This window comes from Gimibacter soli (assembly GCF_028463845.1).
In the GTDB taxonomy this organism is placed as follows: domain Bacteria; phylum Pseudomonadota; class Alphaproteobacteria; order Sphingomonadales; family Kordiimonadaceae; genus Gimibacter; species Gimibacter soli.
Genome location: NZ_CP116805.1, coordinates 292093 through 318499 on the forward strand (window position 1 = coordinate 292093; position 26407 = coordinate 318499).

General features: G+C 52.2%; 24 protein-coding genes. 10 read left to right on the forward strand and 14 right to left on the reverse strand.

What is annotated here, in order from left to right; all coding sequences use genetic code 11:
• Window positions 1-5 precede the first annotated feature (5 nt).
• On the forward strand, window positions 6-1796 hold the full coding sequence (locus tag PH603_RS01345; protein WP_289504121.1) for a VRR-NUC domain-containing protein: 1791 nt from the start codon (window positions 6-8) through the stop codon (window positions 1794-1796).
• A gap of 63 nt (window positions 1797-1859) precedes the next feature.
• Here the strand turns inward: PH603_RS01345 and PH603_RS01350 are convergent, their stop codons facing one another.
• Window positions 1860-2948 carry a hypothetical protein gene (locus tag PH603_RS01350; protein WP_289504122.1) on the reverse strand — a complete coding sequence of 363 codons (1089 nt, stop codon included), beginning with the start codon at window positions 2946-2948 and terminating at the stop codon, window positions 1860-1862.
• A 164-nt stretch (window positions 2949-3112) separates the two neighbouring features.
• Here PH603_RS01350 and PH603_RS01355 point away from each other — a divergent pair, with 164 nt between their 5' ends.
• Window positions 3113-3412: a hypothetical protein gene (locus tag PH603_RS01355; RefSeq protein WP_289504123.1), complete on the forward strand. Its 300-nt coding sequence runs from the start codon at window positions 3113-3115 to the stop codon at window positions 3410-3412.
• 127 nt (window positions 3413-3539) lie between these two features.
• Here PH603_RS01355 and PH603_RS01360 read toward each other — a convergent pair whose 3' ends face one another.
• The 3 genes from PH603_RS01360 to PH603_RS01370 are packed head-to-tail and all read right to left on the reverse strand — an operon-like array spanning window position 3540 to window position 5295.
• The gene (locus PH603_RS01360) at window positions 3540-3953 is read right to left on the reverse strand and encodes a hypothetical protein (RefSeq protein WP_289504124.1); all 414 of its coding nucleotides are present in this window, start codon (window positions 3951-3953) and stop codon (window positions 3540-3542) included.
• Window positions 3954-3961: 8 nt separating this feature from the next.
• Window positions 3962-4495: a hypothetical protein gene (locus PH603_RS01365; RefSeq protein ID WP_289504125.1), complete on the reverse strand. Its 534-nt coding sequence runs from the start codon at window positions 4493-4495 to the stop codon at window positions 3962-3964.
• Window positions 4492-5295: a TIGR04255 family protein gene (locus PH603_RS01370; RefSeq protein WP_289504126.1), complete on the reverse strand. Its 804-nt coding sequence runs from the start codon at window positions 5293-5295 to the stop codon at window positions 4492-4494. The genes PH603_RS01365 and PH603_RS01370 overlap by 4 nt, the downstream gene beginning before the upstream one ends.
• Before the next feature lie 100 nt (window positions 5296-5395).
• On the opposite strand from PH603_RS01370, the gene PH603_RS01375 reads away from it, so the two are divergent.
• Both PH603_RS01375 and PH603_RS01380 read left to right on the forward strand, forming a co-directional pair.
• Window positions 5396-5818 (forward strand): hypothetical protein, encoded by a 423-nt coding sequence (locus PH603_RS01375; RefSeq protein ID WP_289504127.1) that lies wholly within the window; start codon window positions 5396-5398, stop codon window positions 5816-5818.
• A 50-nt stretch (window positions 5819-5868) separates the two neighbouring features.
• The gene (locus tag PH603_RS01380) at window positions 5869-6204 is read left to right on the forward strand and encodes an antitoxin Xre/MbcA/ParS toxin-binding domain-containing protein (protein WP_289504128.1); all 336 of its coding nucleotides are present in this window, start codon (window positions 5869-5871) and stop codon (window positions 6202-6204) included.
• A gap of 11 nt (window positions 6205-6215) precedes the next feature.
• Here the strand turns inward: PH603_RS01380 and PH603_RS01385 are convergent, their stop codons facing one another.
• Entirely contained in the window at window positions 6216-7040 is an 825-nt protein-coding gene (locus tag PH603_RS01385; RefSeq protein WP_289504129.1) for a metallophosphoesterase, read from the reverse strand.
• 1846 nt (window positions 7041-8886) lie between these two features.
• Here PH603_RS01385 and PH603_RS01390 point away from each other — a divergent pair.
• Window positions 8887-9813 (forward strand): S8/S53 family peptidase, encoded by a 927-nt coding sequence (locus PH603_RS01390; RefSeq protein ID WP_289504130.1) that lies wholly within the window; start codon window positions 8887-8889, stop codon window positions 9811-9813.
• A gap of 471 nt (window positions 9814-10284) precedes the next feature.
• Here the strand turns inward: PH603_RS01390 and PH603_RS01395 are convergent, their stop codons facing one another.
• The 6 genes from PH603_RS01395 to mobC form a co-directional block, all read right to left on the reverse strand.
• Window positions 10285-12573, reverse strand: a complete 2289-nt coding sequence (locus PH603_RS01395; protein WP_289504131.1) for a DotA/TraY family protein — start codon at window positions 12571-12573, stop codon at window positions 10285-10287.
• Complete coding sequence (locus tag PH603_RS01400; protein WP_289504132.1) at window positions 12573-13034, reverse strand: hypothetical protein; 462 nt, start codon at window positions 13032-13034, stop codon at window positions 12573-12575. The genes PH603_RS01395 and PH603_RS01400 overlap by 1 nt, the downstream gene beginning before the upstream one ends.
• A gap of 89 nt (window positions 13035-13123) precedes the next feature.
• Window positions 13124-13330 (reverse strand): hypothetical protein, encoded by a 207-nt coding sequence (locus PH603_RS01405; RefSeq protein ID WP_289504133.1) that lies wholly within the window; start codon window positions 13328-13330, stop codon window positions 13124-13126.
• A 71-nt stretch (window positions 13331-13401) separates the two neighbouring features.
• The gene (locus PH603_RS01410; RefSeq protein WP_289504134.1) at window positions 13402-13602 is read right to left on the reverse strand and encodes a hypothetical protein; all 201 of its coding nucleotides are present in this window, start codon (window positions 13600-13602) and stop codon (window positions 13402-13404) included.
• The gene (locus tag PH603_RS01415) at window positions 13599-15458 is read right to left on the reverse strand and encodes an LPD7 domain-containing protein (protein ID WP_289504135.1); all 1860 of its coding nucleotides are present in this window, start codon (window positions 15456-15458) and stop codon (window positions 13599-13601) included. The genes PH603_RS01410 and PH603_RS01415 overlap by 4 nt, the downstream gene beginning before the upstream one ends.
• On the reverse strand, window positions 15455-15922 hold the full coding sequence (gene mobC, locus PH603_RS01420; RefSeq protein ID WP_289504136.1) for a plasmid mobilization relaxosome protein MobC: 468 nt from the start codon (window positions 15920-15922) through the stop codon (window positions 15455-15457). The genes PH603_RS01415 and mobC overlap by 4 nt, the downstream gene beginning before the upstream one ends.
• 401 nt (window positions 15923-16323) lie before the next feature.
• Here mobC and PH603_RS01425 point away from each other — a divergent pair, with 401 nt between their 5' ends.
• Together PH603_RS01425 and PH603_RS01430 are read left to right on the forward strand one after the other, a co-directional pair.
• On the forward strand, window positions 16324-17679 hold the full coding sequence (locus tag PH603_RS01425) for a Y-family DNA polymerase (RefSeq protein WP_289504137.1): 1356 nt from the start codon (window positions 16324-16326) through the stop codon (window positions 17677-17679).
• Window positions 17676-17921 carry a hypothetical protein gene (locus PH603_RS01430; RefSeq protein ID WP_289504138.1) on the forward strand — a complete coding sequence of 82 codons (246 nt, stop codon included), beginning with the start codon at window positions 17676-17678 and terminating at the stop codon, window positions 17919-17921. The genes PH603_RS01425 and PH603_RS01430 overlap by 4 nt, the downstream gene beginning before the upstream one ends.
• Window positions 17922-17931: 10 nt before the next feature.
• On the opposite strand, the gene PH603_RS16495 is transcribed toward PH603_RS01430, so the two are convergent.
• From PH603_RS16495 to PH603_RS01445, 3 genes are all read right to left on the reverse strand, one after another.
• Window positions 17932-18438 (reverse strand): thermonuclease family protein, encoded by a 507-nt coding sequence (locus tag PH603_RS16495; RefSeq protein ID WP_353507359.1) that lies wholly within the window; start codon window positions 18436-18438, stop codon window positions 17932-17934.
• 152 nt (window positions 18439-18590) lie between these two features.
• Window positions 18591-21671: an AAA family ATPase gene (locus PH603_RS01440; RefSeq protein WP_289504140.1), complete on the reverse strand. Its 3081-nt coding sequence runs from the start codon at window positions 21669-21671 to the stop codon at window positions 18591-18593.
• Complete coding sequence (locus PH603_RS01445) at window positions 21668-23422, reverse strand: hypothetical protein (protein ID WP_289504141.1); 1755 nt, start codon at window positions 23420-23422, stop codon at window positions 21668-21670. Before PH603_RS01445 ends, PH603_RS01440 begins: the two co-directional genes overlap by 4 nt.
• Window positions 23423-24241: 819 nt before the next feature.
• Between PH603_RS01445 and PH603_RS01450 the strand changes: the two genes are divergently transcribed.
• The 3 genes from PH603_RS01450 to PH603_RS01460 all read left to right on the forward strand — a co-directional run bounded on the left by PH603_RS01450 (window position 24242) and on the right by PH603_RS01460 (window position 26398).
• Window positions 24242-24544 (forward strand): helix-turn-helix transcriptional regulator, encoded by a 303-nt coding sequence (locus PH603_RS01450; RefSeq protein WP_289504142.1) that lies wholly within the window; start codon window positions 24242-24244, stop codon window positions 24542-24544.
• Between the two features lie 143 nt (window positions 24545-24687).
• The gene (locus tag PH603_RS01455; RefSeq protein WP_289504143.1) at window positions 24688-25443 is read left to right on the forward strand and encodes a hypothetical protein; all 756 of its coding nucleotides are present in this window, start codon (window positions 24688-24690) and stop codon (window positions 25441-25443) included.
• A complete protein-coding gene (locus PH603_RS01460; protein WP_289504144.1) occupies window positions 25433-26398 on the forward strand; it encodes an AAA family ATPase in 966 nt (321 codons plus the stop codon). Before PH603_RS01455 ends, PH603_RS01460 begins: the two co-directional genes overlap by 11 nt.
• Window positions 26399-26407: the final 9 nt, after the last annotated feature.

Below are 26407 nucleotides of genomic sequence, written 5' to 3' on the forward strand. Positions count from 1 at the left end.
GCGGCATGGAGGACAGGATAGTTTACGGAATTGGTGTCCTGCTGGTGCTGATCTACCTCTGGCGTCAGACCCGACGAGATCATTCCCGCAAATCAGGCGAGCCCCGAAAAGAGCCTCGCATCCACACACCCAGGGTCCGGGTGTCAACCTATGTTGACACAAACACGATGGACGCCTCCTACGCGCGCCGCGAACAAGCCCTCGCTTCTTTCAAAAAATCCCACCAGTTCCCGAAAGACACCGACCAGGCCCTGCAAATGGCCCATATGGCGATGGAATACTATGCGACCAATCATGGACAGGATCTGGCGCTGGTGCGCTCAGAGGCTTTCGATCTAGGATTGTCTGAGGATCCGGTAGAGCGCGACAAGGTCCTACGCAAAGCGATTGCGACCTACTACAAGGACCGTGACGACCCGTTCGCCAAGACGGTCGCCGTATATCTCTCCCTTGAGCATGTCATCCTGCAGCTGACCAATCCCTTGCAGGGCTGGAAAAACTTCCTTGGTCTCCAAAAACTTCAAACCAACTGGAAGGCTGAAGAATATTTTGAGGCCTTGCTAGGGCTCCAGAATGCATACGTCGTCACTTTTCCCTTCTCGACAATGGATATAGCGACAAAAACCAAACAGGACATCGGCAGGACCCTGGAGCTGTGGCATGGGCGCACAGCGGCACACGAGCATTACGAGACCAACAAGGCCTATTACGAGGAGGCAACACGAGCCGGTCAAAGATACTTTGCTGCTGTTTCGGTCGTGGACTATCTGACACGCCGCTACAAGTTCAACCCCGTAGGGTTTAGGGATGAGCTGGTCATGTGGTGCGAGCGCGGAGTTTCCCTAATCGAGCCGTTCCTGGTTGAGTATAACGCTCAAAAAGCCTTCGACATCTATGACCCGAACAGGGACAGGAAAATCGCCAGAATGACACTGGAGAAGGTTCAAGCACTGCCATCATATGAAGTCCCGCGCCTGTCTCTTTATGAGACCCTGAAAGGCGTTCTGGAAGGCGAGAATGACCGCGAGGGACTGGCCAGGCTGCATCATCTTGGCGCCAGAATCAGATACGAGGATGGTGCCGAGGTAGCAATGGCGGCCCCAGATGTAACCGAGTCCCTTTCCATCGATGATATTACAACAATGATCGAAGTGAAGGCCTCTGGCGAAAAGGGCAAATTGGCCTTTTTGCGGAAAGATGGAACGCCTTGCTCAACAGAAGACGCGTTCGCCGATCATATGGAAGCGGATGGATGGAAGGTTATGCGGGCTGAAGTTTCATTCTGGCAAGCCATGTTCTGTCTTACCTTCTGGGACGAGATATTCACCGGGATGGGAACTCCGCAGCACGGAGCAGATATTCCCATCGACTTGTTCCGTGATGAAACCTTCTACAGAGCGCGCGAACAAAGCATCGATCAAAAGTTTGCAAACCTGTCATCGGCCAATCTGAAGGTCTTCATTAATCGGCAGATCGGCAAGACAAGAGGGGCCTGGACCCGGCTATTGTTCGATGGGGATGAGGATCTCCTTCGCTATGCTAGGTCGTCAATCGTGCAGGAGTTTCTGGAGATTTTCCCGGCTCCTCTTTTCGCCAAGATCGTCTACAGGATTGCTACAAATCCAAACCAGAACCGTGCTGGTTTGCCCGACTTTATTGTGTGGAAGGAAGACACGATGAAGTTCGTAGAAACCAAGAAGGTCCGCGAGCAGCTACGGGAGGCGCAATTCGAATGGCTCCAATGGCTTTCAGACGAAAATGTGCCGATCGAAATTTGTCGGGTGAAGGCTGCTTAGCTGTTAGTGCCCCGGTCGAAGCACCAGCCTGCTCGTACAGATGCAGTTTATCTTCACCCTATATTAGACTCCAGGAAGAGCATCCAATATCTGATTAGGATCAGGCAGTGGGGGCACGATGAACTGACCTGGCCTATCAATAGAAGCTAGATACTCACCGATCCTGATATCCACTCTACGACTTGTGAAAGTGACCGATTGGGATGGAGATACCATAGGCGCCCATTGGCTGAGAAGGCCTAGATTCTGATTAGAATAAAATCGGTTAGCGCTCTCAAAAATTGGCAAACAATTATCGATTTCCTTGAAAGCAGCTTTTGCTGCCTTAATCAAATCTTCAAGCTCGTCATTGCTGAAAGAGTCGCTCGATGTAGCATGCCTCATTTGTTTCATGGTTTTTCTAAGGACAATATCTGCCTCAGCGAATCTCGTCTGTTCTGAGGAGGCCTCCTTCAAAAATTCAAATCCAAGAGCTCGATCCTTAAGATACTTAGTAACCTGTCGCATGACAGGCTTAACGGCTCTGATCCGTAGATTTATGTCTTGGACTCGTTTCTTAAAGATTGTCTCTTTTATGCGATTTTGTTTGAAGTCAGCTTCGATTTTTTCCAGCTCCTTAGCGACGGCTTCCTTTGCCCGCTGAGTGGCCTGAAAATCCTCTTCGAAGGTGTCGTAAGCTAGTCTCCCATCAGATCCTATGTGATCAAGCAGAGAGTCAAACTTATCGATCGAGTTATCAGCCAGCTCAATAAGACGGGGAAATAAGTCATTCTCGATTCTGGTTATCTTCTCGAGGTATGTTGGAAGAAATTCCTTCAGTAAAATATATCGATTAACAGAAATCTGCCTTTTTCTGGCAGTGTCGTGCCGGGTCTTGAGTCCGGCAAAGTCACCCCCAAATTCCTTCTTCCCACAGTCGATTCCAGCAAGGAATTTTACCCCGCTAGGGGACATCATTATGAAGCCCTGGTTGTGTTTATGTCTTCCAGGCAATGAGCACTGGAGCAGCTTGGTTCCCTTAGGTGCAGGCAAAGAGTATTTTGCTTGGATTACCGCCTCCGCCCAATCTGGGGGGGCGATGATCGCATATGGAGAAACAAGGGCGATATCATCATAGAATAGCCTGAGTTTCAGGAGGTCTTCGTCAGACATTTCATGCTGGTTGTCATGCTTGTCAGGCAATGCACAATCTCAATACGTTTCTATTTTGTTCCAGATAATTATGTATATCAAATCTACTGACATTTGCGAGTCATAATGATCTACTTGAACGGGTGCCTCTCATCAAAAGGGGGGTCATGTTGGGACGCGGACTGATGATAGCAATCTCACTCCTAGCTGTTCATTTTATGCATGCTGCAGGTGTGCCAGCATGGGTAGCCGGGACATTAGCTGCTCTCAAATTTACTTGGTTTGCTTGGCAAACTTGGGTGGAGCCTTGGCTTGCCGCAAAGAATCTTCCAGACCATGTCAAAGAAGAGATTGCCGCACATAATGAGCGGATGGCACAAGCCAAACCAATAGAAGCCATGGCCCAGATTGTGAGAGCCAATGCAAAGAAGGAACCGGATTTTCTAAGATCACCCCAAGCCTCTGCTTGGCTAGCATCATATTAAGCTCACCCCAACCCTAAAGACTTTGGATGGTGGGTGCATAATCTGACTGCGAAGGTTGAAGTTGCACGATCAGTGACAACAGACGAATGAAGCGAGCGGTAGCTCCGCTTCATTCGCGAGAATGGGATCAGGTTCTCTTATCGATCTCTACGCCGGTCAGGGGCACAAGCCATTCTGATGCTTCCATCAAGGCCCGTTTCTGTGAGCGTGAAAACCTCCCCCATACCTCACCGTGGCAGGGGTTGCTGTCCAGCGGATCCAGTCCGACCATGAGCTCAACATCTCTGGCCGCGCCTGCCGTAAACTGCACAGCGCCTTTCCACTTGGGGGTAACGACATATTCTTCCGGCATGCTGCCGGTAGCAGTGATCAACTTTTCAATATCGACTGACATCCCGCCACCAGAGGACGGAGAAAATACCTGACTGGACAGGCGATTGGTCTGCAGGTTCTCATCGTAAACGAGGTGGTTTTCGGGATCGATGCGGCGAATGATCAGGTCGTCTGCCTCAATCGAGTCATCATCGTACGGCGCCACCATACGAAAAATCAGCCTTCAGCAGCGACGGCTACAGCATCAGTCCGCCCGCGGTTCGAAAGCTGCTTCACCCAATTTTGGACCGAACTGAAATCGTTTGTCAGGTTAAACTCTTCTTCATGCCCGGAGTTCCTATCGTAACGATACGCATTCACCTTATTTGGGGCCAAGACATGGATTTCGACATCATAGCCGTTGCGATGCCATTCGATCTGAACGGTGCCGTCACTTCCAGGTACTAGGCTCGGCGGCGGTACATACTCTTCATTGAGACGGTCCAGAATGTTTGCCGCGAATTCGGCACAACTCCATGAGACAGGAACCCCCTGATAGCCATCCCACCCTCTGGGCAAAGCCGTCAGTTCATCAAATCGCGGACGCAGAACGGACATCCATTCAGACTGATACGTCTCGACAACAATACGATGAGGTCTGAAGTCGCGTCGAATTATCTGGCCTGAGCTCTGTGACAAGTTGAGAGTCGAAAACAGGTCCATGTGATTTTGAAACGCACTTGTGAATATTGCATTGGCTTTTGGGCTCATTGCACTTTACCCCACGCTTTGTGGGCCTGCTCTGTTGTTACTTTGTCGAAGGTGGTAACGATTTTGTCTCGCCCCATCTCAAGAAACTTAATGGCTGATACCAGATCTGTTCCGTCCGGTGCCCCCCGAACAGTGAAGTTCAGCCTTAAGGCAAAGGAGGAACCATCATTCTTCAGCCCTGATATAAGTTCACCGAACAGCCTCCCGCAAGGCCTGCCATCTGAATGCTTCAGGATTTCTACGAAACTTGACGATACATTCTCGATGTCGCCATCCTTCAATGAGCTGAACCTGAACCAGTCCTCGATCTCACTATAACTCGAAACCGGGATTATATTGAAATAGCTGATCTCCGCTTGGGTCACTTCCGGGACGAAGTTATGAAAAGCTTTGTACCAAGCTTTCAGACGCTCGAAATAAGTGCTGAAATTTTCCGCCATCCCCTCAAAGCGAGGGTAGCGGTTTCCGTCCCTCCGGCGCCAGTTCAATAGTAACCGGTCGTTCTGGAACTGAAGCAAATGGCTTTCATCAGCAGCAATAAACCACGAGCGAGGACGCAGCGGCGGCGGCGATAACCTAAACTGGACACCTGGAGGTCGTGACCCTCCGAACGTCTCGAAAGTGGCATCCATAGGGAATTGCTCTTGGAAACTAGGGAATTCCTCACTGAAAAGGTCATGGAGCGTATGAAGGCCTAGTGACGTATAGGTCGGACAAGCCGTGAATTGCAAACCAACCACCACTTCATCGAGTGGCGGATGTGTATAATCAGGTAAATGATCAGGTCGGCTAGTTTGCATGATGTCCCCGTAATGCGCCTAGAACACTCAAATTTGGCGCGTTCGTCAATGGCTAGTATTATTGCCGCTTACTCAGAACAGCAACTGGGGCCCAATCGCATTGGCGCGTGATGCCTTTGAAAGGGAATACGACAAATTGCAGAAAACTCTCAACACCTCAAAAGGATTGATTACCATCCTTACAGACGAGCATTCGGCATCGGCATTCAATACGAGTGGCGAGAAAGTTGGTGAAATCATCTGTGGTGAATGTTGCGTTAGGCTCGATGCGATGGGCGAACCTCAGTATGAATTATTGTTGACCTCAGCCAATGTCGACCAAATGTATCGCAGGCTCGGGATTGCTGAAGCTTGCGTTGAAGCTATTTGTGAGACGAGTGGCCAAATCATATTTGCTAACATGGATGCCTATATGCCCCAATCAGATGGGAGCCATTTAACAAGCGATGGCAAAGCGTTTGCGTACAAAATGATAAAAAAAGGAAAAATGAACAGAATGACATCTGATGATGTGGACTCCTAAAGCCTGATACGTCTATGTCAGGAAAGCGATATACTGCTGAAGATGTGAGAATGCTGACCAAGGCGATCAATCGGATTGCTGACCTATGGAGCATCAAAAACTCAGATCTTGGCGCCATTCTTGGCGTCTCGCCTGCGAGCATCAGCCAACTTCGCAATGGCGCTCGGGAGCTTTCCCCCGAAACGAAAGAATTCGAACTTGCACAATATCTGGCGCGCCTGTTCCACAGTCTTGATGCAATGGTGGGCAGTGATGATCGAGCCGCAAAGAGCTGGCTGAACACCGAGAATAGAGAGCTTCAGGCTAGGCCGATTGATCTTCTCAAGACCATCCGAGGTCTCGTAGCTTGCGCTGACTACCTGGATGGGTATCTAGGCACAAACTAAGAGCCGGATGCTCAGACCTCAACGACTCCCCATTGAAACGGTGGAAGCCCTTCTCCTGGATAACCTCTTTGACTAGATAGGATTCTGGTCCGACCGATTATCTGATCATAATTCCAGTGAGTATGACCAGAAATCCAATAATCCGGGATTAGCTGACCACCTGCAATTTCATCGGCCCAGGAGTTGTAAAAGTAAGGCCCTAGCTCGTCTCCAGCATGAACAGGATCGGACATAAAAACGGGCGGGAAATGGGTGAGGACTACTGTTGTCCCGACATGAGTTTTAGCGAGTTCCTGATATAGCCAGTCCCGGGATTCCGCATTGATGCGCTCAGCATCTTTCGGCGAAAAAGGACGATCTACACCAAGCTGGCGGATTTGAATCTGCCGAAAATCGTGCAGAAATTTTCTGGCGGCCTCCTGAGCAGACTCTTTCCACTCAGAGCCATACGCCAGAAAATCGGTCCAAAGCGTGCAGCCCAAAATCCTGACGCCATTAATCTCGATAACATCTCTTTCTAGGAAAAAGACACTGCCCTGGAGACCATGTTTTTCGGCATATGTTCGGCAAGATTCGAGATAGTCATCCAGCACCGCGCCGTAAAACTCATGGTTTCCGGCGACTGCTACTACCACTTTCCCAGTTCTTTCATGCACCAGATGCGCCCACACCATCAGCCGAGGGGATGATGGGTCGTCCCTCCCATTCCACGCCGGCTCGTACCCGACATCGACGTCCCCCAGGAGAGCAATCAAATCCACGTCCAAAACAGGCGACAGATCCGGCAAACCTTGTCCAAATTCAAAATGCAGATCCGATCCGAATGCAATTTTCATGGGAGGTGATCTCAGTCTTTTGCAGAAGGGGTTGAAGCGGGAAAAGAGAGGGGCCGAAAGAGCGAGGAGACGTCAGAGATTTCGCCCGGCCCTACCTCCCGAGGAGGTGGATGATGGACTTACCCACAGAAGCCCGCCGGAGATCCCCATCAAGATACCAACTGTCTCAATTTTAGACAAGACATCCTCGCATGAAGTAATTGTTGTGTGTAATGTATATTATACACGAATATTGAAGTGAAAATCCGTCATGTCTGTGACTTTTTGTTGGATTTTCAATTACGTGCCGATTCTTTAAATGATAAATTGGCCTCATTAATACATTATGAGGCCAGCATAATGACACATGCATCTCCCACCCTGAAAATATTCACTGCGTTATCTTTAGCCGTAGCGGGACTTTTGGCCTTTGAAGTATCCGTTCGTGCAGGTGAATCGGATGGTCGAACATCAGCATATGAAGCACAGGACGGGGCGTCGTTAACCCCGGAACAGATGGAGGCTGGCTATAGTCTCCCGATACTCGCTCACGCTAAAACGGTTGGACATGCAAGAGAGGTAGGCTTTGCCAATACGGCCGGCACGGCGGCGACCGTCGACCTCGCCACACAGGCGACGCGCGCACTGAAGGCAGATGATGCCGACAAGCTTTCGGGTAACAGCGCATCCTATTATACGAACGCGAGCAATCTCTCGAGCGGCACTCTCAACATCAATCGCCTGGTCGGATCGCTTGTCGATAGCGACAACAAGATTCTGAACTCGCTGATGAGCGGTGAGACCTACGACATCTCGATCAGCGGGAATTCGTCGACGGCCACTTCTTCGGCAAATTGTACAGGCGGCAGTGCGAACTGCGATTATTTCACCTTTGCCTGGAATCCATCTTCGTGGACCGCCTGGTCGGCTTGTATGGCTGGAATGCAGTCCCGGACACGCGCGGTAATTTGTGAACGCTCGGACAAGCCGGGTGTGGTGCAACTCGACACTAACTGCTCGGGCCTAAAGCCTGACATGTATGAGAGCATTGCATGTGCGGGCTATTCATATAGCTACCAGACCGGTAATTGGGGCGGCTGGTCCGCTTGCTCCGGCGGGTCCCAATCCCGCAGCCGTTCTGTCTGGTGCGAGCGCTCTGACGGCGCCACGGTGCCTGACTCCTACTGCTCGGGATCGAAACCTTCGACGACATCATCGCAGTCCTGTACTGTCACGACTTATGACTGGGCCTACTCCGGCTGGAGCGGTTGGTCTTCATGCTCGGGTGGCAGCCAGTCTGCCACTCGGACAGTCTGGTGTGAGCGTTCAGATGGTGCAACCGTGTCCGACAGCTATTGCTCGGGCTCAAAGCCTTCGTCATCGAAAACACAATCCTGTTCGTCGGCGTCTTACAGTTGGTGGGCTGGAAGCTGGGGCTCTTGGGCTGGGTGCGCAACGGACCCGTCAGCCGGCACTCGAACGAGGACAGTTCAGTGTCGCAACGACCTGACTGGTGCAAAAATTTCGACAACTTATTGCGCGGGCGCCACAAAACCGGCGACGTCGGAAACTAAGGCCTGCCCGCCGCCTCCAACTGGTTTGAAGTGGATTTTCACCCCCTTCCCTTCCACAGTCACCTGTCCGCGGGGCTGCACGCCTACGACTTACGCAAAGTCGCCCCCCATGGCCGGAGAGAAGCGTTCGCTAAGTGCTCCTTCCTCATCTGCCGCCTGCACCATCGGCTCGACGTACACGCATGTAATTAAGTCCGGCTGGACTGCGAAGTGCACCGGCACTACCGGCATCTGCATGGAGACAATACAGATCAAGCGGTACAACTGCTCATAGTTACTCACGAGTTAACTATATGACAAAAAACAAAAAACTTGCTCTTCTCGCTGCCACATGCTTGAGCGCCGCCTCACCAGGCGCCGCTCATGCCAGCGAGATAAAGATCGGCCTGCTTGACACGGAAATCTCGACAAGTTTGGATGACCGGCCAAACTTGTCGATCATCCTCGGCCCCAAGGCTCCGGACCGCCCAGGATATCATCGCGCGAGCTATCCGATTGCTGATGCAATGATTAGTCATGGCGACTTGATGGTGCACGGCATTATCGATGGAGTTGACCGAACGTTGGGCTCTGGCGGGGCGATCATGATCTTTCATGCGAACCCATTTCTGGAGAAGGATGGTTCAGGCGGCAAATTGGCGGTTGATTGGCGAGCGGCTCATGAAGCACTCAGTTGGTATCATGAAAATGGCGTGAAAGTTGTCGTCACAAGCTTTGTTAACGAAAAAACAGCTGCAACGGAGCACTTCATGAAAACGGCTGAAGAACTCGGCCTGCAGATCATAACTTCAACAGGGAATAAACGTGCTGACTTTGCACCCTGGCCTGCGTCACATCATGCGGCAATCTCCGTTGCGGGTACAAACAAAGGACTGCGGGTCAATTATGACAGTGTTTTAGAAGGGATTGTCGATCTGGTTATAGATGGAGAGCCGGCGATCAATTTCAGCCGCACCGGATTTGGTAAAAAGGATGCGACATCCAGCTCATATGCCACCGCCCGAGCCGGCGGCATGATCGCCGCCCTGGTCTGCACCTTCGACCTTGAAGGGAGGGAGGAGATCATGGAGGTGCTGCATGGCCACACCGAGCCCCGCCAGTTCGGCAAGTTTACCTATGATTTTCTCGATTTCGACGCGCTGAGCCCGGGTGTCTGGGCAGCTTATCAGATGGCAGTAAAGCTCGGCGACGGTGGAGGCGGGTTGAGTCCGGGGATGTGATCTCTCCTGACATACGAGCATAAATCAATAACTCCCCCCTTGAAATTATGGGCAATTGCCCATATATTATAAACATTGGTATGGTCGTGGAGTTTCCTTGATATGATGTTGCCAGACGAGATTAGGAAAGCTCGCGAGAGTTTGGGTTTGAAGCCAGCCCAGCTCGCTATCTTGCTTGATACGGATACTCTTTCGATCAGGAGAATGGAGCTCGGCTCTCATTGTTCAACACACCGCAAGCCGGCACCACGCATGGAGCGACTGATACGCGCTTACCTATCCGGCTACCGACCCGACGACTGGCCGGATAACAGAAAGGAAAAATGACATGGCGATTCTGAAGATCTTTTGGCCACCCAACTTGCTGGCTGCCATCTGCGTCCTGGAAGTGACCCTGAACACGGTCTTCTTCTAAAAATTCGAAACCAAAAGGAAAGGCCCGAGAAATCGGGCCTTTCGCATTATTCCATCTTAATCCTTCACGTTCGGTCGTAGAGATCCACCCTCCGGATTGACATTTTCAATGTCGACACCAGCGCTGCGTACACGGCCAGTCGGGGTCTTGTTCATGGTAGCGGCAGCAGCCACGACCCCCTCAAATCTCTGGGTTATCCCCGTCCCCGCGAGTGCTCCAGCTACATCCCCCTCGACGTTGCCGCGGCTCTGGATATTGAACCAAACGTTGAAGATTGTATCAGGGACCGACGTCATTAGTCGGAAGGAGAGCTTTCCGATGTACCAGGCCACCACGACCTGGAAAACGAGCATGACAATCGTTGCGGTGATTCCGACTTTCCCAGCAACCATCCCGTTAAAGAAGGGGATGAACTGACTCATGGCGATTGATATGAAAATATAGTAAACCGCTATCGTTAGGAAAAATCCGATCACGATCAGCATCGGTTTAATCAGCACGCCAAGGAGTATCAGCCATCCAGGCACCATCCGGTTGTCGACGAACTCATCGCCCTTGAAGCTCATGTGGATGACCATCCACAGGGGGGCCGCCAGGATTGCTTCAACTACGCCTATCATCCACTGAAAAATGGCGAAGAGGTAATTGATCCAGACCATGAAGGGGATGACAAAGGCGAAATACACACCAACAAGGAACAGCGTTCCAGCCATGCTATTCGTGTAGGTTGAGAGGCTCTGATGAAGAGAAACTGCCGCTGCCAGGCCTCCGGACAGTGGAGCAGCAGCGGCTCCTGCGACAGGTTGATTAGCCAGATTGTCCGCCGACTTGGCAGCTGCAGTAAGGATCATTTTTGCTCCAGCCATCCCGCCGAATATGGCCTCGGATGTATTCAGCAGGATGTGCCCGAACCCGGTCAGTGAAGTGATGGGGTCAACCACCCCTCCGCCTTCCATCATATCAGCGAGTTTTTCTGGATCTGCTCCATTTGCCATCGCTTCACGGTATTCAGCACTATCCTCGGCACTCCCGCCTTCCGCCGAGAAGTTTGTGATCGACAGGGTTGCATATTGTGCCCTTCTCACCGATTGCGTGAGGTACTTACTGAACCAGTTTTTCAGGCTGTCGAAGCCGTCGCTCCATACTTCGACGGACATCATGTCCGACCATTCCAGTTCTCGTTCTTTTTCATTCACATCGATTGAAAATCCGGTTCCGCGGTCAACCATCAGCCACGTGTCATTTATTGTGTGCCGGAACGCTTCAACCTTTCCCGAAATGTGATCGTCGTTATTGAACTGTTCGATAATGTAATCCCAATCCGGCCCGACAATTTTCGGGAGGAAGCGCATCCCGCTTGCTGCGCGAGCGTTCAGCTTGCTAATTTCCAGCCAGTACATTCCCGCGCCGGCCCAACCACTTTTCAGGGCTCTGTCTTTGAAATCAGCCCGCAGGCGATCCCCTTCTTCGTCTGCAATCATGGCAGCCTGCGCGATAACTAATTGATTATATTCTGAAATCGTACCGCCGATTTTGCCCGCAGCAGTGCGGTTGGAACTGTCTTTCCATTTCGTCGTTCGCGAATTGAGTGTCATCCCTGCGATATTGACAAGCATCGGCTGCGCAGCCCTTGCAATTTTTTTGATTTGCTGGGCGTGCAGATTTTGCATGGCGGTTACCGCCGGGGCTGACACATCTTCTCCCGCAATTGCTGGTCCACCAATTTGGGCACTGCCACACGCGTTCTTGCCAAGGATCTCTTCCCCGTCGACCATCAGTGGCGTTGTCGTTAATTGCAGATTACCCTGACCATCCTCGCCCATTAGGATGAGTTCTATCTCATTGATCTTTTCCAAGTCGTATCTTTCAAAAAAGATCGAATTAATGAGCACTCTGCAGCTTTGGATTTCCCAGATCTGCTGCGCAACTCGCGTTACATCCAACCCGTTTGACGCCGAGATAGGCGATACGTGTTCGGTCATCTGGTTCACGCCTCGCTCCCAAAGGTCGTTTGCCATACCAACAGCTTGCCCCGCGATCGCCATGATCACTGAAATAATAATAGGGTAGCCCGAGGCAGTCGGCGCCAGCATCGTGAAAGAGCCGACCACCCGGAGCATGCCCCAGGTGCCAGACCAGCCGCGGCCGAAGGCCTCACCATCTTTGGCGCTGTTCACGATTCCAATCAGAAGAAGATAGGTCAGCCAACCCGTCGCTACGACAAGAACATACGAGTTGTACTGGTCAAATAAAGTTGCGATGACAGAGCCACCCTGCCCGCTGGCGGAGGTGATCACGTCAAGGGCGCGATAGATTTGATCGTTTTCATATCCAGTTTCGACCATTATTTTTCCCCTTTTCTTTTGAGGAGGTTGAGGCACGAAATTACTGATTTCGGCAGTGGAAGTTGTTTCAACCAGTCGCAAAATTCGAGGAATGTCCGTTCTTCTGCCTGGCGCACCCGCCAAAACTTCTCGAGGCTGAGCACGAAAAAGAGAATGGAAACGGCCATAGGATACAGGCCACGATTCCACTCGGTTTGGCAAAAGTTGTAGATTCCGAGGCCGAGGCTGCTGATGCTCATCGCACCAAGTATCAGTCCAACCGTCCGCAGGTGTTCGACGGTGGATGAGAGATCAGCAGATGACATGTTTCGCATCTGCATCATTTCTCGAAACGTGCTGAATGGCATGGCGGGGCGAACCAGACGGTCTTTCAGCGCTCGCAGATTGTTGCGGCTTCGAAGAGCAATCCGCCCGACCTTGTCGGCACCGAGATCGGGTTTAACGAGATTTGTAATTTTCATCTAGGAATCCTCTTCCGTTCACTGCCTGTTGCGGGCAGCGTTTTTCGACCAATCTTATCAGCTGAGACTGAAAATCCCGGCGAAACGGCTCAGTAAAATTGCGGCTTTTCGCGATTTTCGAGATCGGCGATGAGCAGTTGGGCCTCTTCACAATCGAGGTCCGGGCAGGATGCGAGCATATCGCGGAGATCGGCTTCGTCTCCGTGCGCGCCAACGGCGTCGAGCTCTTCGATCCAGACCTGAAGAGGGGTGGCGATAGGATTGACGGTTTTGGAAGTGGCGGTTACGTTTGTCATGTCGATTCTTTCTATCTTAGAGGTTAGGGTCGCGACCTTATGGCCAGGCTTGTTGCACCAAGCTTGGCCATTCACTTTTGATCGTTTGGTTTTGATGGAAACAGCCCGCGCACAAAGACGGGGGCGGCGACTACGAACAACGCAAAAACGAAGCTTTTCGTAAGCCACCCATAGTAGCTCGCCACGGCACCGGCCATCGCCATTGCGCAAAAAAGGATATGCCAAGCTTCGGCGATATCCTCCACGAGCCTATTAAAAACAGGTTTTTTCAAAGGGTGACTCCTTCATTAAAGTATGGATCGCTGTGATCGAATTCAAATTCGTCCTGGTTGTCGTTCGATTTTCGATTTTTGATCTCTTCTAGTTTTTCCTGCCATGCTGCGTGCAGGGCTGGATCTGTGGCTTCGATCGGCAACTTCATGCGTGCCGCTTCTTGCGCGATCAGCATCTGAAACGCAGCCCCCTCGCCTGGCGGGATGGGCACGGCCTTCATTTTCCGGCGACGGGCCGAATAAACAAATTCTCGCGCCCGATCGGGAAGCTGTTCTACCGAGATTTTTTCGAGTTCAGCCTGGTAAATTTCCTGGGCACGCGGGTCTTCTGCCTCGATGACGACGCCGATCCGGGCAGCCTCGCGAGCGGCTAGAAGTTGAAACTCGAGACCACCTTCGACCACGACTGTCGACCATTCCTTGGCCTTGGCCATTTGAAGCATGACGGCGACAGCGTCTGCATCGACGGCACTCGCTTCAAGCGCATCGCCGCGATCTCGAATCTGGATAAATTTTGGCTCGGCATCCTGCTGCCGCGAACGGATAACTGTCTTTTCTTCGCTGGCCCAGACGATTTGAGGCAGGATCCAGCTCGGCAGATCTGCGTCACGGTAAATTACAAAAAAATGCCGAACGCGCCGCTCAGACTGCCTGCCTGCCGGTTTGACCGCGCACACCATCTCGGGCTCCCGAGCCACTTCGGCAAGGGCCTCAAGGGCATCTTCCTGCTCTTCCGCGATCGTTGCTGCGGGCTGATATGGCGGTTTGTGCGGGTCAATATTATACAAGCCATACCTTTTACGAACCGCCGCCGCGCGTGCCTTCAGGACTTCGGCAAAATCTGCTGAGTAATATTCTGGGTCCTGGCGTCGCTGGCCAATTTCGCCGGCGAGCATCCCCATGATTTTATCGGCAGAGGTGAATTCGCGACTGAAGAGTGCACCAGCCACTTTGATTGGCCGGCCGCCTTCGCGTCCCGGGACGTTGAACGTGACATGTTTTCGGCCTTTCCCACCTGCCGCGCGAGACTTTTGCCAGGCCTCGGAGGGCGTCCATCCGGCCGCTGCAAACTCATCAACGAGCTCGTCGACATTATCAACGAGGCCGGCGCCGAACAAAATTCTTGCCGCGCGCCCAAGGCGACACTCCATAACTTGTCGATTAGCGCCCCGCGCGGAGTTTAGCGTCATCCGCACCAGGTCCCTAACCGCCTTCTCATTTCCCAGGAATTCAATTTGTGGTTCTGCGAGCTCCGCCTGAAGATTTTCGTCCCCCGCTGCTGCTTTTTTCTGAATTTCCGGTCGCGCCCGAAACAGCTGCATCCGCTGCGGATTAAAGGGATCAGCTAAGCCGTATTTTTGATTGATGTGGTCGCCTAGAATGTTGAAGTGGGTGATGGAATAAGAGTTTGGCTGCGGGTCAAACGCGCGCTCTACCCCGTCCACAATGATAGAGGTAGAGAGCATGCAATTGATCTCAACGCGCCCCCGATCCAAATGGAAATTCCAAAACCGGGCCGGCCAAATTGATTCATCCAGGCCTGCGAACATCATTTTTTCGGCTAGCGAGACGATATCGGTGGCCCTCTTCAATTCAGCCGGGTCGTCAGTGAGAATTTTTTGCCAGTCGAGGTCAAGCTCATGACCGCTAAGAGTAAATGTTCGATATTTGACGTCTCGGCTGATCGCGCTAACTGCTGCAAGAACCGCTTTCGGATCGCCAAGGAATGGCTTCGGCGGCACAGAACGTCTGATCAGCTGACCGCTCTGCCACTTCGTCTCTCCTGTCAAGTATCGCCAGGCGCCCATTCCTGTTGGGTCGGCCTTGCCCTTGTGCTTTGACCACGTCGGCATCATTTCGCGACACCCCGCTCGCGCTCGTCTGCGATACGGGCGAAATGGAAAGTTGCTTTTTTTGCCGATTCATCAATGGCATGAAGCACATCTTTCATGCGATCAATGAGGTTGATCATTTCATCGGCCCTGCCCGCGGCAACAAGGTAGTTGGCCGCGTGCGAGATCTGGTTGACGTTCACGCCGATTTTCTGAAGCTGGTACGAAAAATGGGTCATAGCTTGGGCAAGCGCGCGATCTGCTGACCTATCAGTGTCGCCGATTGTGGTGCTGCGATCTCGCCCCCATTCTGAATCGTTTGAGCAACCAGCAGCACGCGCGCAGCGAGTGATTAGGGCGCGCTCGCGCGGAGTCACACGAAATTTAAAGTCAACCGACTTGAGGTTATCGCACCCCCCACTTGCAGCACCATCCTCGGGAGAGGTGGGGAAAGTGGCACGGGAAGAGATTGCAGTTACATCATCCATCTCGGTCGAACTCGTTCACACTGCGCGCCAGCGCCAGGCCAGGGGTGTCAAGAGGGGCGCAGCCCCTTTTGCAAGGATCAAATGGTGGCTGTGGCCACGTTTGATATGCTTGCTCCAAGCAACAACAGAATCACACCAACCAAGTGAACAGTCAATAATAATTATGAAAATCCATCAATAAAACAAGTATCGTGTGTAATATATATTATACACGATACTTGTTTTTATAAAGACGCTCGAAAAGTTGAGATAGGAACATTAGACAAACCCTTACACCATATAGGAAATCAGGCTAATTAACGAAGTTAAGTTCCTAACTATGAGATAGGAACTTATCTCGATTTATCGATAATACCACTGTCGATTTACGTAGTTAATACATGTATTTAGATATAGGACCAATGAATGTTCCTATCTCAACTTTTCTGCAGCATCTGAAATTCACCCCCTTTACAGTTTGTTCTATTTTTGTTCTCATTGTGTGCCATGACCCTATTGAGTCTCTGCACATGCGCAAACCCGACACCATCGAACGCCTTTATCTGGACTTTGACGGCTTCTTCGCCGCCGTCGAGGAAACCGCTCGTCCAGCCCTCAGAGGCAAGCCCATCGGGGTCATTCCTTTCGAGCACACCACGGCCACTATGGTCATCGCAGCGAACCGCAAAGCCAAGCTCAAGGGGGTGAAGACAGGTGTATCCGTAACCGATGCCAGAAGGCTATGCCCGGACATCGCATTAGTCCCCCAGTCGCCTGACCTGTACGAGCGAGCACATCGCCGCCTGTTGCTCTCAGTTGAGCGAGTTATCCCTATCGATGCCGTGTGCTCCATCGATGAACTGACCTGTCGATTGGACAAGGGTGACATCCGAGACCCACATGGACTAGGGCAGCGCATCAAAGCCCGGATCAGGGAAGATGTGGGCGACTATCTCACATGCTCCATCGGGATGGCTCCGAACCGTCAACTGGCCAAGATCGCTGCCGACATGGACAAGCCAGATGGCCTGACGATCCTGAGACCTGAGGAGCTACCGGGACGGCTGCTGACGCTGCCGCTTGAGGACATCCCCGGCATCGGTGGACGCATCAAGACCCGGCTGATTGATGCAGGTATCTGGACCATGGAGGCGCTCTGGAAGACCCAGCCTAAACAGCTCAGAGCCATCTGGGGGAACGTGACTGGCGAGCGTCTCTGGTATGCCCTGCATGGGTACGAAGTGCAGGCCCTGCCGACCTCTCGGGCAATGTTCGGTCATGGCCGAGTGCTGCCCCCGGAGTGGCGGGACTTTACCCATGCGTTTGAGGCAGCAAGGCTGCTGACTATCAAGGCAGCCCGCAGGCTCAGGCGGGGCAAGTATCTCGCCAATACATTCGGCCTCTGGCTCATGATGAAAGAAGACAACTGGCACGGCGAAAGGCGACTGGGAGAGGCCAATGATGATCACGCTGGGCTCACCGCATTGACGACACTTTGGCAGATCGCCAGACGCGACCTGCCGAGCCGCAGCCGCATCGTTCAGGTCCATGTGGCCTTCTATGACCTCAAGCCCTCTGATGCCCGTCAGCTGGACCTTCTGGAGCAGGACGATGCAGTCCGCCGCAAGTGGGAGAAGCTAAGCGAGGCAGCCGATGCCATCAATAGCAAGTATGCGAAGACGGTCCTGAGCGTTGGTCCATGGACGCCGCCACCAGGGGGCTATGCCGGCGGGAAGATCGCCTTCAGCCGGGTTCCCGACATGGAGGACTTCTGGTGACCAAGGATCTCCAGCTGAGAGACTATGAGGAAGGCTACCGCTTTCGCGTCCTCTGTCGGACTTGCAGGTACGGCTGGAACGAGGAACCTGCCGGCCTGCTGACCCGCAAGGGACTGCGGAAGACCTTGTACCTTGAGGAGCTTGAAGCCAAGCTGTGCTGCCCCAGGTGCCGCAGGACCAGCACGAAGATCACCCCGATCATCATCAAGCCACAGCATCACTTTGTGGGTGGGATGGCCTGAGATCAATCTATCAGCAGGTTCTCCCGCCTGCCCCATTGTAATATCCCTTTGAAAACCGGCAGTATTGGTCCGCAGTACCGGTCTCGATCATGGCGCGGCTCACGTCGCGGCCGTCCGCCAAATAACAGCGACCGACCGTGCGATTGTAGCTCTCGCCCATGTCGTCACAGGTCACAAAGGAGCGGCCAACAATAACTTCAAGGGCCGCTGTGGCAGCTGGTCCTTCCGCAGTATCCCGTTCCGGGGCATCAAGACCCCAAAGCCGGATCCTGCGACCGTCCGCAAGGACAAACGTGTCACCATCGATCACGCGCTCGACGTGTCCCGATAGGGCGCCATTTGTGCCTGCAGCAGCATCTGAATCAGTTGAGGTATAGAATCGGTCAGTGGCTACCGCTGCAAAGATGAGGACAAGCACAAGGAGGGGCTGGCGCGATAAACGTCGCAGCGTGCTTTGTTTACTCGTCGTGGCCCGTTTGCGGGGCCGGCGCGGAGGCAATGGATGCAAGGTGGCCATATGACAAGTCCCTGCCTATAGGCTATTCGCTCAACCGCAGACACGATCTGAGAACGCCAAATAAAAGACGTGAGCTAACTTCAGAATAATGTCTTGCGCTTTCCAGAAAACGTCTATCTTTGAAGCAGCACCTGTTTTGGATTGCACCGCTGCTAATCAGACTTTCGCGATAATGTGAACTTCCGAAACTCACCGTCTCCAAGAAAATCGAACTTCCGTTCGAACAGTGTCGCAAGTTTGTCATTAGCTGTAGCAAAGAAAATTTGACGACGGCCTGTAATGGCTATTTCGCGCAGGTAATCGAAAAACGAAAGTGAGTTCAAATCGTCAACATGCGCGATTGGGTCGTCAATCAACATAACCGGCGGCGCTACTGTGAGTTGGCTGTTTTGAGCTAGAAAAAGTGACAACCCAAATGCGGCACGCTGTCCGGTGCTAATTTCGGTCAGTTTGGATTGGCACCTGTCACTCTTGCGGACCAAGGTCGCAAGCGAGGAACCCAACCCTGAGAATTCCCGCGGAGCGTGGATAGCAGAAAATATTGACTCGATCGCAGTACGGTTAAGCTGAAGTGTGGACTCCATCGCGGCCTTGAGTGAGTGGCCTTGCCTTATCTTGTTGAGGGCCTTTTGGGCTGTTGCAAAACGATCGATGCGTTGCGAAAGCTTCGTCAATTGCTCACTTAGTTGTTCCTTGCGCGCTCGCGCCTCCGATTGGATCTTATCAGCCTGCCTTTCACGAGCCGATGCTGCCTGCGTCTCAGCGGCCACGCTGCGAACGGATTCCCCCGCAACGATGAATTCTGAAATAGGGTGATCGCCGGGCCATGGAATGGACTCACGAAATCCATCGAGCCGCGAAAGGATTGATTCAGTCTTGGAGAGCTGTTCTTTGGTCTTGAGAAGGACAGGTCTAATCTCGTCTGCGCTTAGCGCGGCCCCCAGCCGATCCCGCAATGAGACTTGGAGTTCCGCCGCCTCCTTCGACAATAATTCGAGTTGTTCGGATGTCGTCGATATCTGCTCTTGGATTGACGACACCAACTGATCCGCAGCCTTGTGGGAAAGGTGCTCGAGAGGAAACCCAAGGTCATTCATTCGAGAGACGAGCCGATCCATTTCCTCGAGAGAAAGACCGGCATTGTCGAGATCTTCGATTTTCTGCGTCAGAGTTTGGAGGCGAGCCCGGGATGATGCCAAGCTTTCACTTATGCCCAAGGCTTGGGCCGCAGCTTCCCCTATCGTCAACTCCACCTTCTGGTCTGAGCGCTCGCAAAATTCGCGCAACCGAAGCAAGGCCGTTTCAACTCGTTTCGCATCATTGAGAGCGGCCTCCTGATTCTCTATCTGATTGAGGAGTGATCGCCCGAGCGGTTCAAGGTGAGCGTCCAAACCTCTGCTCATGTGGTTGGCCAACTCGCCCGGTTCGAACTGTGTATGGCACAGCGGGCATTCATCCGGATTGGTGGCGCGGTCTAGTATGGCTGCGGCAAGTTGCCGCAATTGCTGCGTCAGGTTTTCCGATTCATCTCTCAGCTTGGCGAAATTGGCATATTCAGCCTTTGTCGCTGCAAGCGCCGACTCTGCGATCACACGCTTTCGAGTTGCGGCCCGCTCAGAGATGGCCACGACTTCATCCTTCTCAAGTCCAGCAAGGATTTCGAAATGCTCGGCTTCGAACCCTGCTACCCTCATAGAACTAAACGTGATGGTGTCGTTCAGCTTACGACGCTCTGCGCTGAGGTTGGCCACGCCAGCGTCGATAAAACGCTGAGCTTGAACTCCTAGCTCCAAAGCCTGTTTCGCGCTGCTCAGTACGCGAGTTAGCCGTAGATGCTGACCTGTAGCCTTTTCAAGCCGGTCGATTTCGGGTGTGACTTCATTGACAAGCGCGATGGTATTTTGGTGGTAATTGACAAGGGCATCATATGTGACCGGTGAGCCAGCCCAATGAATTTCAACAGCTTGCTGGGCGATGGCGATCGCTTCCGCGAGCCCTCCGACAAATTTTTCCGTCGAATCCTCATCCACATCCGGTTCGAGGTGCCAGTGATGGCGGGCGATCATCTCAAATAAGCGTGTTCGAAGTGAATCCGATTGGTGCCGTTCATCCGCAGAGTCGCTGAGTTGTTTCTCTATCCGCGAAAGCTCGGACCTGATTTGGTCTTGGGTGGATCGGAGGTCTTTTAATCTGACTTTGACACCATCGCTTACGCGCTCGATATCTCGCCAAATCTTCGAAGCATCAGGGCCAACGAGGAGTTTGGATAGATCTTCTTCCACGTGGTCGGCCGATTCGGAAAGGCTAACTGCAGCGTCAGTGTCGAGAAAATTGAATTGAGCAAAGCTCTTGTACAAATTATTGGTTTTGATCTCGAACTGCCCATACCATGCGAGATTGCGCTCACGAAAGTCTTGTGGCGTCCGGCTGGACACCGCCCGCTCCTCGGTTCCATCCGCCAAGACGGCTTTTAGCTCGTATTGAGTATTGAGGTCGGGATTTCGCTTGGTTCGACCACAGTAGAATAGCTCTATCGCTTCAAGAAGAGAAGTCTTGCCAGAAGCGTTCGGACCGAAGATCAGGTTCACGGCACCAAAGTCATAGGTTCGGCGGAGGGGGAACTGTCGATAACGCTTTAGTTCAAGTGAACGAAGCGATTGAGCTGATTTGGCGAAACGCCTGCGCGGCGGCTCGGCTGCTTTGCGACCCTCTGGGGAGTTAACTTCAATCTTTTTCAGTCGAGTTGGGAGATCATCATCGCTAAGGATCGCCCCTTGGATGCCAGCTTCCGTTAGAATATTGATCCAAGCCGACAAAACGTTCTCTTGTCGTTTGTTCTCAGTGGCCGTAACGATGGGAGGGTTAAGGATTTCCTCAAGATTTCCTTCCGGAATTACGAATTTGCGCGCATATGATCTATCGTTTTCAATGAGTTCCTTCGCTCGCTGCGCTTCGGCGAGAGCGAGTTCCTCGTTGGTTCTCAAGAAGTACAGATAATTGCTCCACTGAAGACTTTTCCTGCCTTCAAAATACCGTTTCCCTATGACTTCGTCCTGATAGCGGTTCAAATCATGGAGGCTATTCGGAAGCTCGTGCGCGATGTCGAGATAGTAGACCGCAAAGGGGCAAGCTTCGGCGCTTCTGGTGAAACGGATAACAGAGTCATTGACTTGTTCTGCGCCCGGGAATTGGCGCTCGATGCGTTCCCGAAGGTCGCCCATATTAATGGTCATCCCTGCCTCCCGATATCAAATTCTGAACGATCTGCTGTCTTGTCGATCCTAGTGTAGTTATGTGTGCCATAGACTACGAACTGGTCATTCTCGTCACGATACCAAACTGCCAGTCGCTGGCGAGACTGGAGACTTTCGTCCAGATTGGAAGACCTCCTTTGAAGGAATTCGGCTATCCTTTTCGTTGTGGCCTCCACCTGTTTGAGATTCGCATCTTCGCCCAGGTAGACGACGGTAGCTTTGAGGCCTTGCCCGGAGACTACGTTTTGATGTGGGGCGTCGGGCGACCAATGCAGGTGGAATCCTTCCCGCAAGTCGGCCAATGCAGGAGGAATTTTCGCATCGTCTTGCAGTATATCCCAAAGATGGCCGCAACGCTTGAGGCGAGCGGTTCTAAATTCGCATGCGCTCTGGTCGCTATCCTGACAGAACGTGAGCCTATAGATGATCTCGGAGGTATCAATACGGCAAGAATCCAGATTGGACACTTTGTGCCAATCGTCTGTTTCATCGATCTTACCCGCGCAAAGAGCCATTACGCGTTCTGCTGCAAAGGGGTTTTGATCGGATATTTGTTGGATATCGTGCTTGGCGCTTCCGGCCTCACCGACAATGGCGGAGAAGCCGTCTTTCACAGCCATTTGTTCGGCCCAGGCACCCGAATCATTATCCCAGATGGAAACTCTTGCAATTTGTGGACCTCGCCTGCGTGAGCTGACAGCGGGAACCCCGACATGCGCTACTTTGGTCGCATTTACGAGATACGTCGCTGGCTGGTAATTAAAGAAGAGGGCATGGACGTATAATGGTTGAAGCCATGTATAGTAGAGGCCGAGTTTGTGGTTTGCGTGGAGCGTTTCATCCCGGATGTCGAACTTGTCTGGTTTCAAATACCAGGCCGAACCAGAAATATTTTGCCAATTGATCTCGTTGCCGCCAATCCTTATGCGGATATCGCTAGCCCAGTTAAGGCAAATAAGTTCGGTGGCGTCTCCCTGAAATTGCAGCAATTTGTCCCGATATCGCCGGAACTGATCCTGTCGTGGCTTAGGGTTAAGCTGTATGTGGAGAACCATCCCACGGTCGTAGATGGCCTGAGCGTCTGCGTCATAAAAGGCTAAGGCATCGGAACAGATCAGAGAGACGAAGCTTATCTCCTGTCCGGCAAAGCCGCCAAACCTGTAAATGCGCGTACCACGCTGCATCCCATTGACCTCGAAATGATCCTGATCGGCCATAGGATGCGTCTTAAACTGGATTAGGACGACAAGTTTCGTTTCCTCTTGGTTTTGCTGAACAGGAGCAAGAAAGATATAAGCGAGAGGATCGAGAAAGCGATCAGGATCGGGTTCTAGCCCTTCGTAGAGCAAGGTAGCATGCGGTTCGAGTTCAGCTTTTAGCGCATCGAGCTCAGCATGCGATATGCTCTCGCATCCAAGGGCCCAAAGCCGCTCGGCTTCAGGCGTTTGTCCGGCTTTGATTGCTTCGGACAAGACCTCCCAGGGCATCGCATATTCTGGAGTCGCTATAAGATCCGGCTGGGTGGCGCAGGCGTCGGTGAGAAACCGGCCAAATTGAGCTCTCGCCAGATCACGATCAAAGTTACGCACTCCCGCATCGTCTACCTCTAAGACACCTTGAGGCTGCATCAAGAGGACCTTGTAATTGTCGACGTTTGGAATCAGAGCGCGGAGGGTTGGCGTATCGAGACCCTCGGTTTGCAAGATTTGATGAACATGCGCTATTTCCATACCTGCGGCAGCACCTAGCAAAGCTTCAAATTCGTCCCTAGTGGCATATGGCGATGGACCTAGCCTATCATCACTAAACGCATCTAAATAGTTCAACGTGTGGTAGTTTTAGTGATTAAATCACCGTATCCAATGACCAGTGTAAAATCAATGCGCAGCCGTCCTTTCGCCACAAGTTCACCACAGACGAGAGCAGTCTCAGTCAGTCTTTGGCGGATTTCTGCGGATTAGCGGCAAACCGATTTTGCGGCAAGAAAGAGGGCATCTACTCTCCTTTGGCTGTGACATATTCCAGTAACCACACGTTGTTGATGCGGGAAAAGATGCCTTCTATCCGCTTCCAGCGGCATTCACCCCTTTTCCCCGCATCAACACCCTTCTCCACCGCTCGCCCTCAAGGCGAAGCAGTGGAGAAATTCATTATTGATCCTAACAGGATCATAATGAATCTTAGAGAGAGAGCGATACTTGAAATATACTATATAATTCAACATGTTGTATTTTATCTGCGGAACACTGATTGGCAAAAGCGGAACACTGATTGGCAAAAGCGGAACACTGTTTGGCAAAAGCGGAACACTGTTTGGCAAAAGCGGAAGCATCTCTTTGCCGGCCATTTACTAGGGCATGCGAAAAATATTTTTCAAATGAAAAATCCGCAGAATTCCGCCACTTCTTATCAATGAGTGTTGCGTATAATATATCTAGCACGCGAATGTTGTTGACTCTGTGATTATTTCATAGTATGTCATGATTGACCGCTAGCATGCCATGTGCATAATATGACCTCATAGTTACACCACTTTGAGGACGTATGTCATGATCCCCCAACATCTTCGAACAATCGGTATCGACGAGCTCGCAAAAATTCTTGCGCTCGAGCCGAGGACAATTCAGAGGCGCCTGACCGAGATGCCCGACCGCCTGCCAACCCCCATTCGCGCAACCTCAGGTCAACCCGTTCGCTGGCGAGTAGACGTCGTCGATGAATGGGTAAAGGCGCAGGAATCTGCCACTTATATCGGCCTTCGCGAGCGCTGCCGCAAGACGGCGATTGGTGCAAAGCGGATCTCGAAAATGACGCCCGAAGAGCGCGTCGCCCGCGGCTTCCAGGCAGCATAATCGAAAGAAAAAGACCCGCAAGCTGTTGGCGCAGCAGCGGGTCTTGTGGATCAATTAGCGCGATCTCGGCGCGACAAAAAGATCTAGCCACAGATTGATCTTACTGTCGGGAGGCCGATTGCGCAATAAAAAAGCGACGATTCATGGCCATCCCAAACTTTGAATTTGCTCTAATCCCGCAGAAACTTGCGCTTGAGAACAGCTTTTTGTCCTGTGGCCGCCGCCGCGGACTAAAGCCCAATCACCTTCGACTTTTCCTGTATCTGATGTCAGCCTCTCAAGCTGCCTCTATGCCCTTCAATCGGCTCGAATATGAGATTTCGGTAAGCTCCATTTTTTGCAAGATGGGCCTGAAAGGGAGATACAGCACATCGCAGATTCTTTTTATGATTGCACCCCTCAACTCGTTGCTGATCAACGATGAGCCTGCCCTGGAAATATCGTTCCACCCCTCATCCGCCGGCCATAGTCGATTTACTGTTTCCCTCTCCCCAGCCCTATCCGCGGTAGTGGTTGGCCATCGCGGCGAAGACGGAAAAGCACTGCCCCGAGGGCCAGAGCATGCTTTCACAAAAATTCCCCTCAAATGTGTCAATGCATTGCGCGATCTGTCGCTCCTTCTGCTCGTCCGCGCTGCAGCACGCGGCCACTGGAAGCCAAGTCTCGAAACGCTCGATTCCCTCCTTTTCGCTGCCCCTGCTGCGCCCCTTGGGTCGCGAGGCCAGCGGCGCAGAAATGCTGCGATCAGGGCGGCTGTAGCAGGCCTCGAGAATAGCGGCAGTGACATCTACATGGCTCAAACCTCTGAAAATCAATTCGAAAAGATTGAACGTCCGAACTCCAAGAAGGCCGAAACGCCGAGACTAAAACTAGTAAGGAGTTTTAAAAATGCAGCGTGATCCGATCATCCTCGACGCCCTGTTTCCGCATCGAATTGCGGATGCATTTTCTCGACGTATTGATCTTGCAAAACTCGCTGAAATTGGCCCAACCCCGATCGATTTTGTCCTGCCAGGATTTGCGAGAAAAACGGTCGGTGTGATGGCCGGCAAGACCGGCGTGGGTAAAAGCTGGGCCGTACTCCAGCTTGCGATCTCAAAAGCTGTCGGTCTCGACTTATGGGGCATATTTCCGGCCGGTGTAGACGACCCTAAGCCGGGCGCAGTTCTGTATGTTGCCCTCGAGGATCCGATCGAGGTGATTGAGCAACGACTGCACACCCTATGGAATCATATTCAGTGGCAGATGTCAGATGAGCAGAAATGTCTATATCACTTGAACTTGCATATAATTTGCGAAGATCGGGGCGTTACTCTGTTTGAAACAGCTCGTGAACGTGGGCAGGTCGCGCCCACACTGTATTTCGATCGTTTCGAGAAGGTCGTAGCTGAGATCAAGCCTGATCTCACAATAATTGATACAATGTCGCAGGCCGCCGCTGGAATTGACGAGAATTCTTCCGGCGAAATGAGTCACTTTCTGCAGCAAGCCCGCGCTTTCGTCCATCGTCAGTCGACATCTCTGCTACTCCTCGCTCACGTTGTGAAAGGTGATGTTGCAGACCTGATCGATGCACTCCGCGGATCGAGCGCGATCTCGAGCAACACTAGATTGATGCTGCACCTGGGGAAGTTGAATGAACGGGAAATCGAGGAGCTAGATATCGATCCCTCCGCTGCGGCCCAGCTTGTCAAATTTACATTCGTCAAAACGAATTTCGACCGACTGTCTGGCATGTCGACAATCCTCAACAAGGCGATGAACGGCGTCCTAAAATTCTTCGATCGCCATCCAATCCCACGGCTGCCGTCTGCCCGACACGACCGGTTTGCGCACCGTCGTCATAGGTCATAGTGGAGGTCG

Bases quoted from the DNA above. Each gene is read 5' to 3' on its own strand.
- PH603_RS01345 (WP_289504121.1), top strand. From the start codon at position 6: ATGGAGGACAGGATAGTTTACGGAATTGGTGTCCTGCTGGTGCTGATC.
- PH603_RS01350 (WP_289504122.1), bottom strand. From the start codon at position 2,948: ATGTCTGACGAAGACCTCCTGAAACTCAGGCTATTCTATGATGATATC.
- PH603_RS01355 (WP_289504123.1), top strand. From the start codon at position 3,113: ATGATAGCAATCTCACTCCTAGCTGTTCATTTTATGCATGCTGCAGGT.
- PH603_RS01360 (WP_289504124.1), bottom strand. From the start codon at position 3,953: ATGGTGGCGCCGTACGATGATGACTCGATTGAGGCAGACGACCTGATC.
- PH603_RS01365 (WP_289504125.1), bottom strand. From the start codon at position 4,495: ATGAGCCCAAAAGCCAATGCAATATTCACAAGTGCGTTTCAAAATCAC.
- PH603_RS01370 (WP_289504126.1), bottom strand. From the start codon at position 5,295: ATGCAAACTAGCCGACCTGATCATTTACCTGATTATACACATCCGCCA.
- PH603_RS01380 (WP_289504128.1), top strand. From the start codon at position 5,869: ATGCTGACCAAGGCGATCAATCGGATTGCTGACCTATGGAGCATCAAA.
- PH603_RS01385 (WP_289504129.1), bottom strand. From the start codon at position 7,040: ATGAAAATTGCATTCGGATCGGATCTGCATTTTGAATTTGGACAAGGT.
- PH603_RS01390 (WP_289504130.1), top strand. From the start codon at position 8,887: ATGACAAAAAACAAAAAACTTGCTCTTCTCGCTGCCACATGCTTGAGC.
- PH603_RS01395 (WP_289504131.1), bottom strand. From the start codon at position 12,573: ATGGTCGAAACTGGATATGAAAACGATCAAATCTATCGCGCCCTTGAC.
- PH603_RS01400 (WP_289504132.1), bottom strand. From the start codon at position 13,034: ATGAAAATTACAAATCTCGTTAAACCCGATCTCGGTGCCGACAAGGTC.
- PH603_RS01405 (WP_289504133.1), bottom strand. From the start codon at position 13,330: ATGACAAACGTAACCGCCACTTCCAAAACCGTCAATCCTATCGCCACC.
- PH603_RS01415 (WP_289504135.1), bottom strand. From the start codon at position 15,458: ATGATGCCGACGTGGTCAAAGCACAAGGGCAAGGCCGACCCAACAGGA.
- mobC (WP_289504136.1), bottom strand. From the start codon at position 15,922: ATGGATGATGTAACTGCAATCTCTTCCCGTGCCACTTTCCCCACCTCT.
- PH603_RS01425 (WP_289504137.1), top strand. From the start codon at position 16,324: ATGAATGTTCCTATCTCAACTTTTCTGCAGCATCTGAAATTCACCCCC.
- PH603_RS16495 (WP_353507359.1), bottom strand. From the start codon at position 18,438: ATGGCCACCTTGCATCCATTGCCTCCGCGCCGGCCCCGCAAACGGGCC.
- PH603_RS01440 (WP_289504140.1), bottom strand. From the start codon at position 21,671: ATGACCATTAATATGGGCGACCTTCGGGAACGCATCGAGCGCCAATTC.
- PH603_RS01445 (WP_289504141.1), bottom strand. From the start codon at position 23,422: ATGGAAATAGCGCATGTTCATCAAATCTTGCAAACCGAGGGTCTCGAT.
- PH603_RS01450 (WP_289504142.1), top strand. From the start codon at position 24,242: ATGATCCCCCAACATCTTCGAACAATCGGTATCGACGAGCTCGCAAAA.
- PH603_RS01455 (WP_289504143.1), top strand. From the start codon at position 24,688: ATGGCCATCCCAAACTTTGAATTTGCTCTAATCCCGCAGAAACTTGCG.
- PH603_RS01460 (WP_289504144.1), top strand. From the start codon at position 25,433: ATGCAGCGTGATCCGATCATCCTCGACGCCCTGTTTCCGCATCGAATT.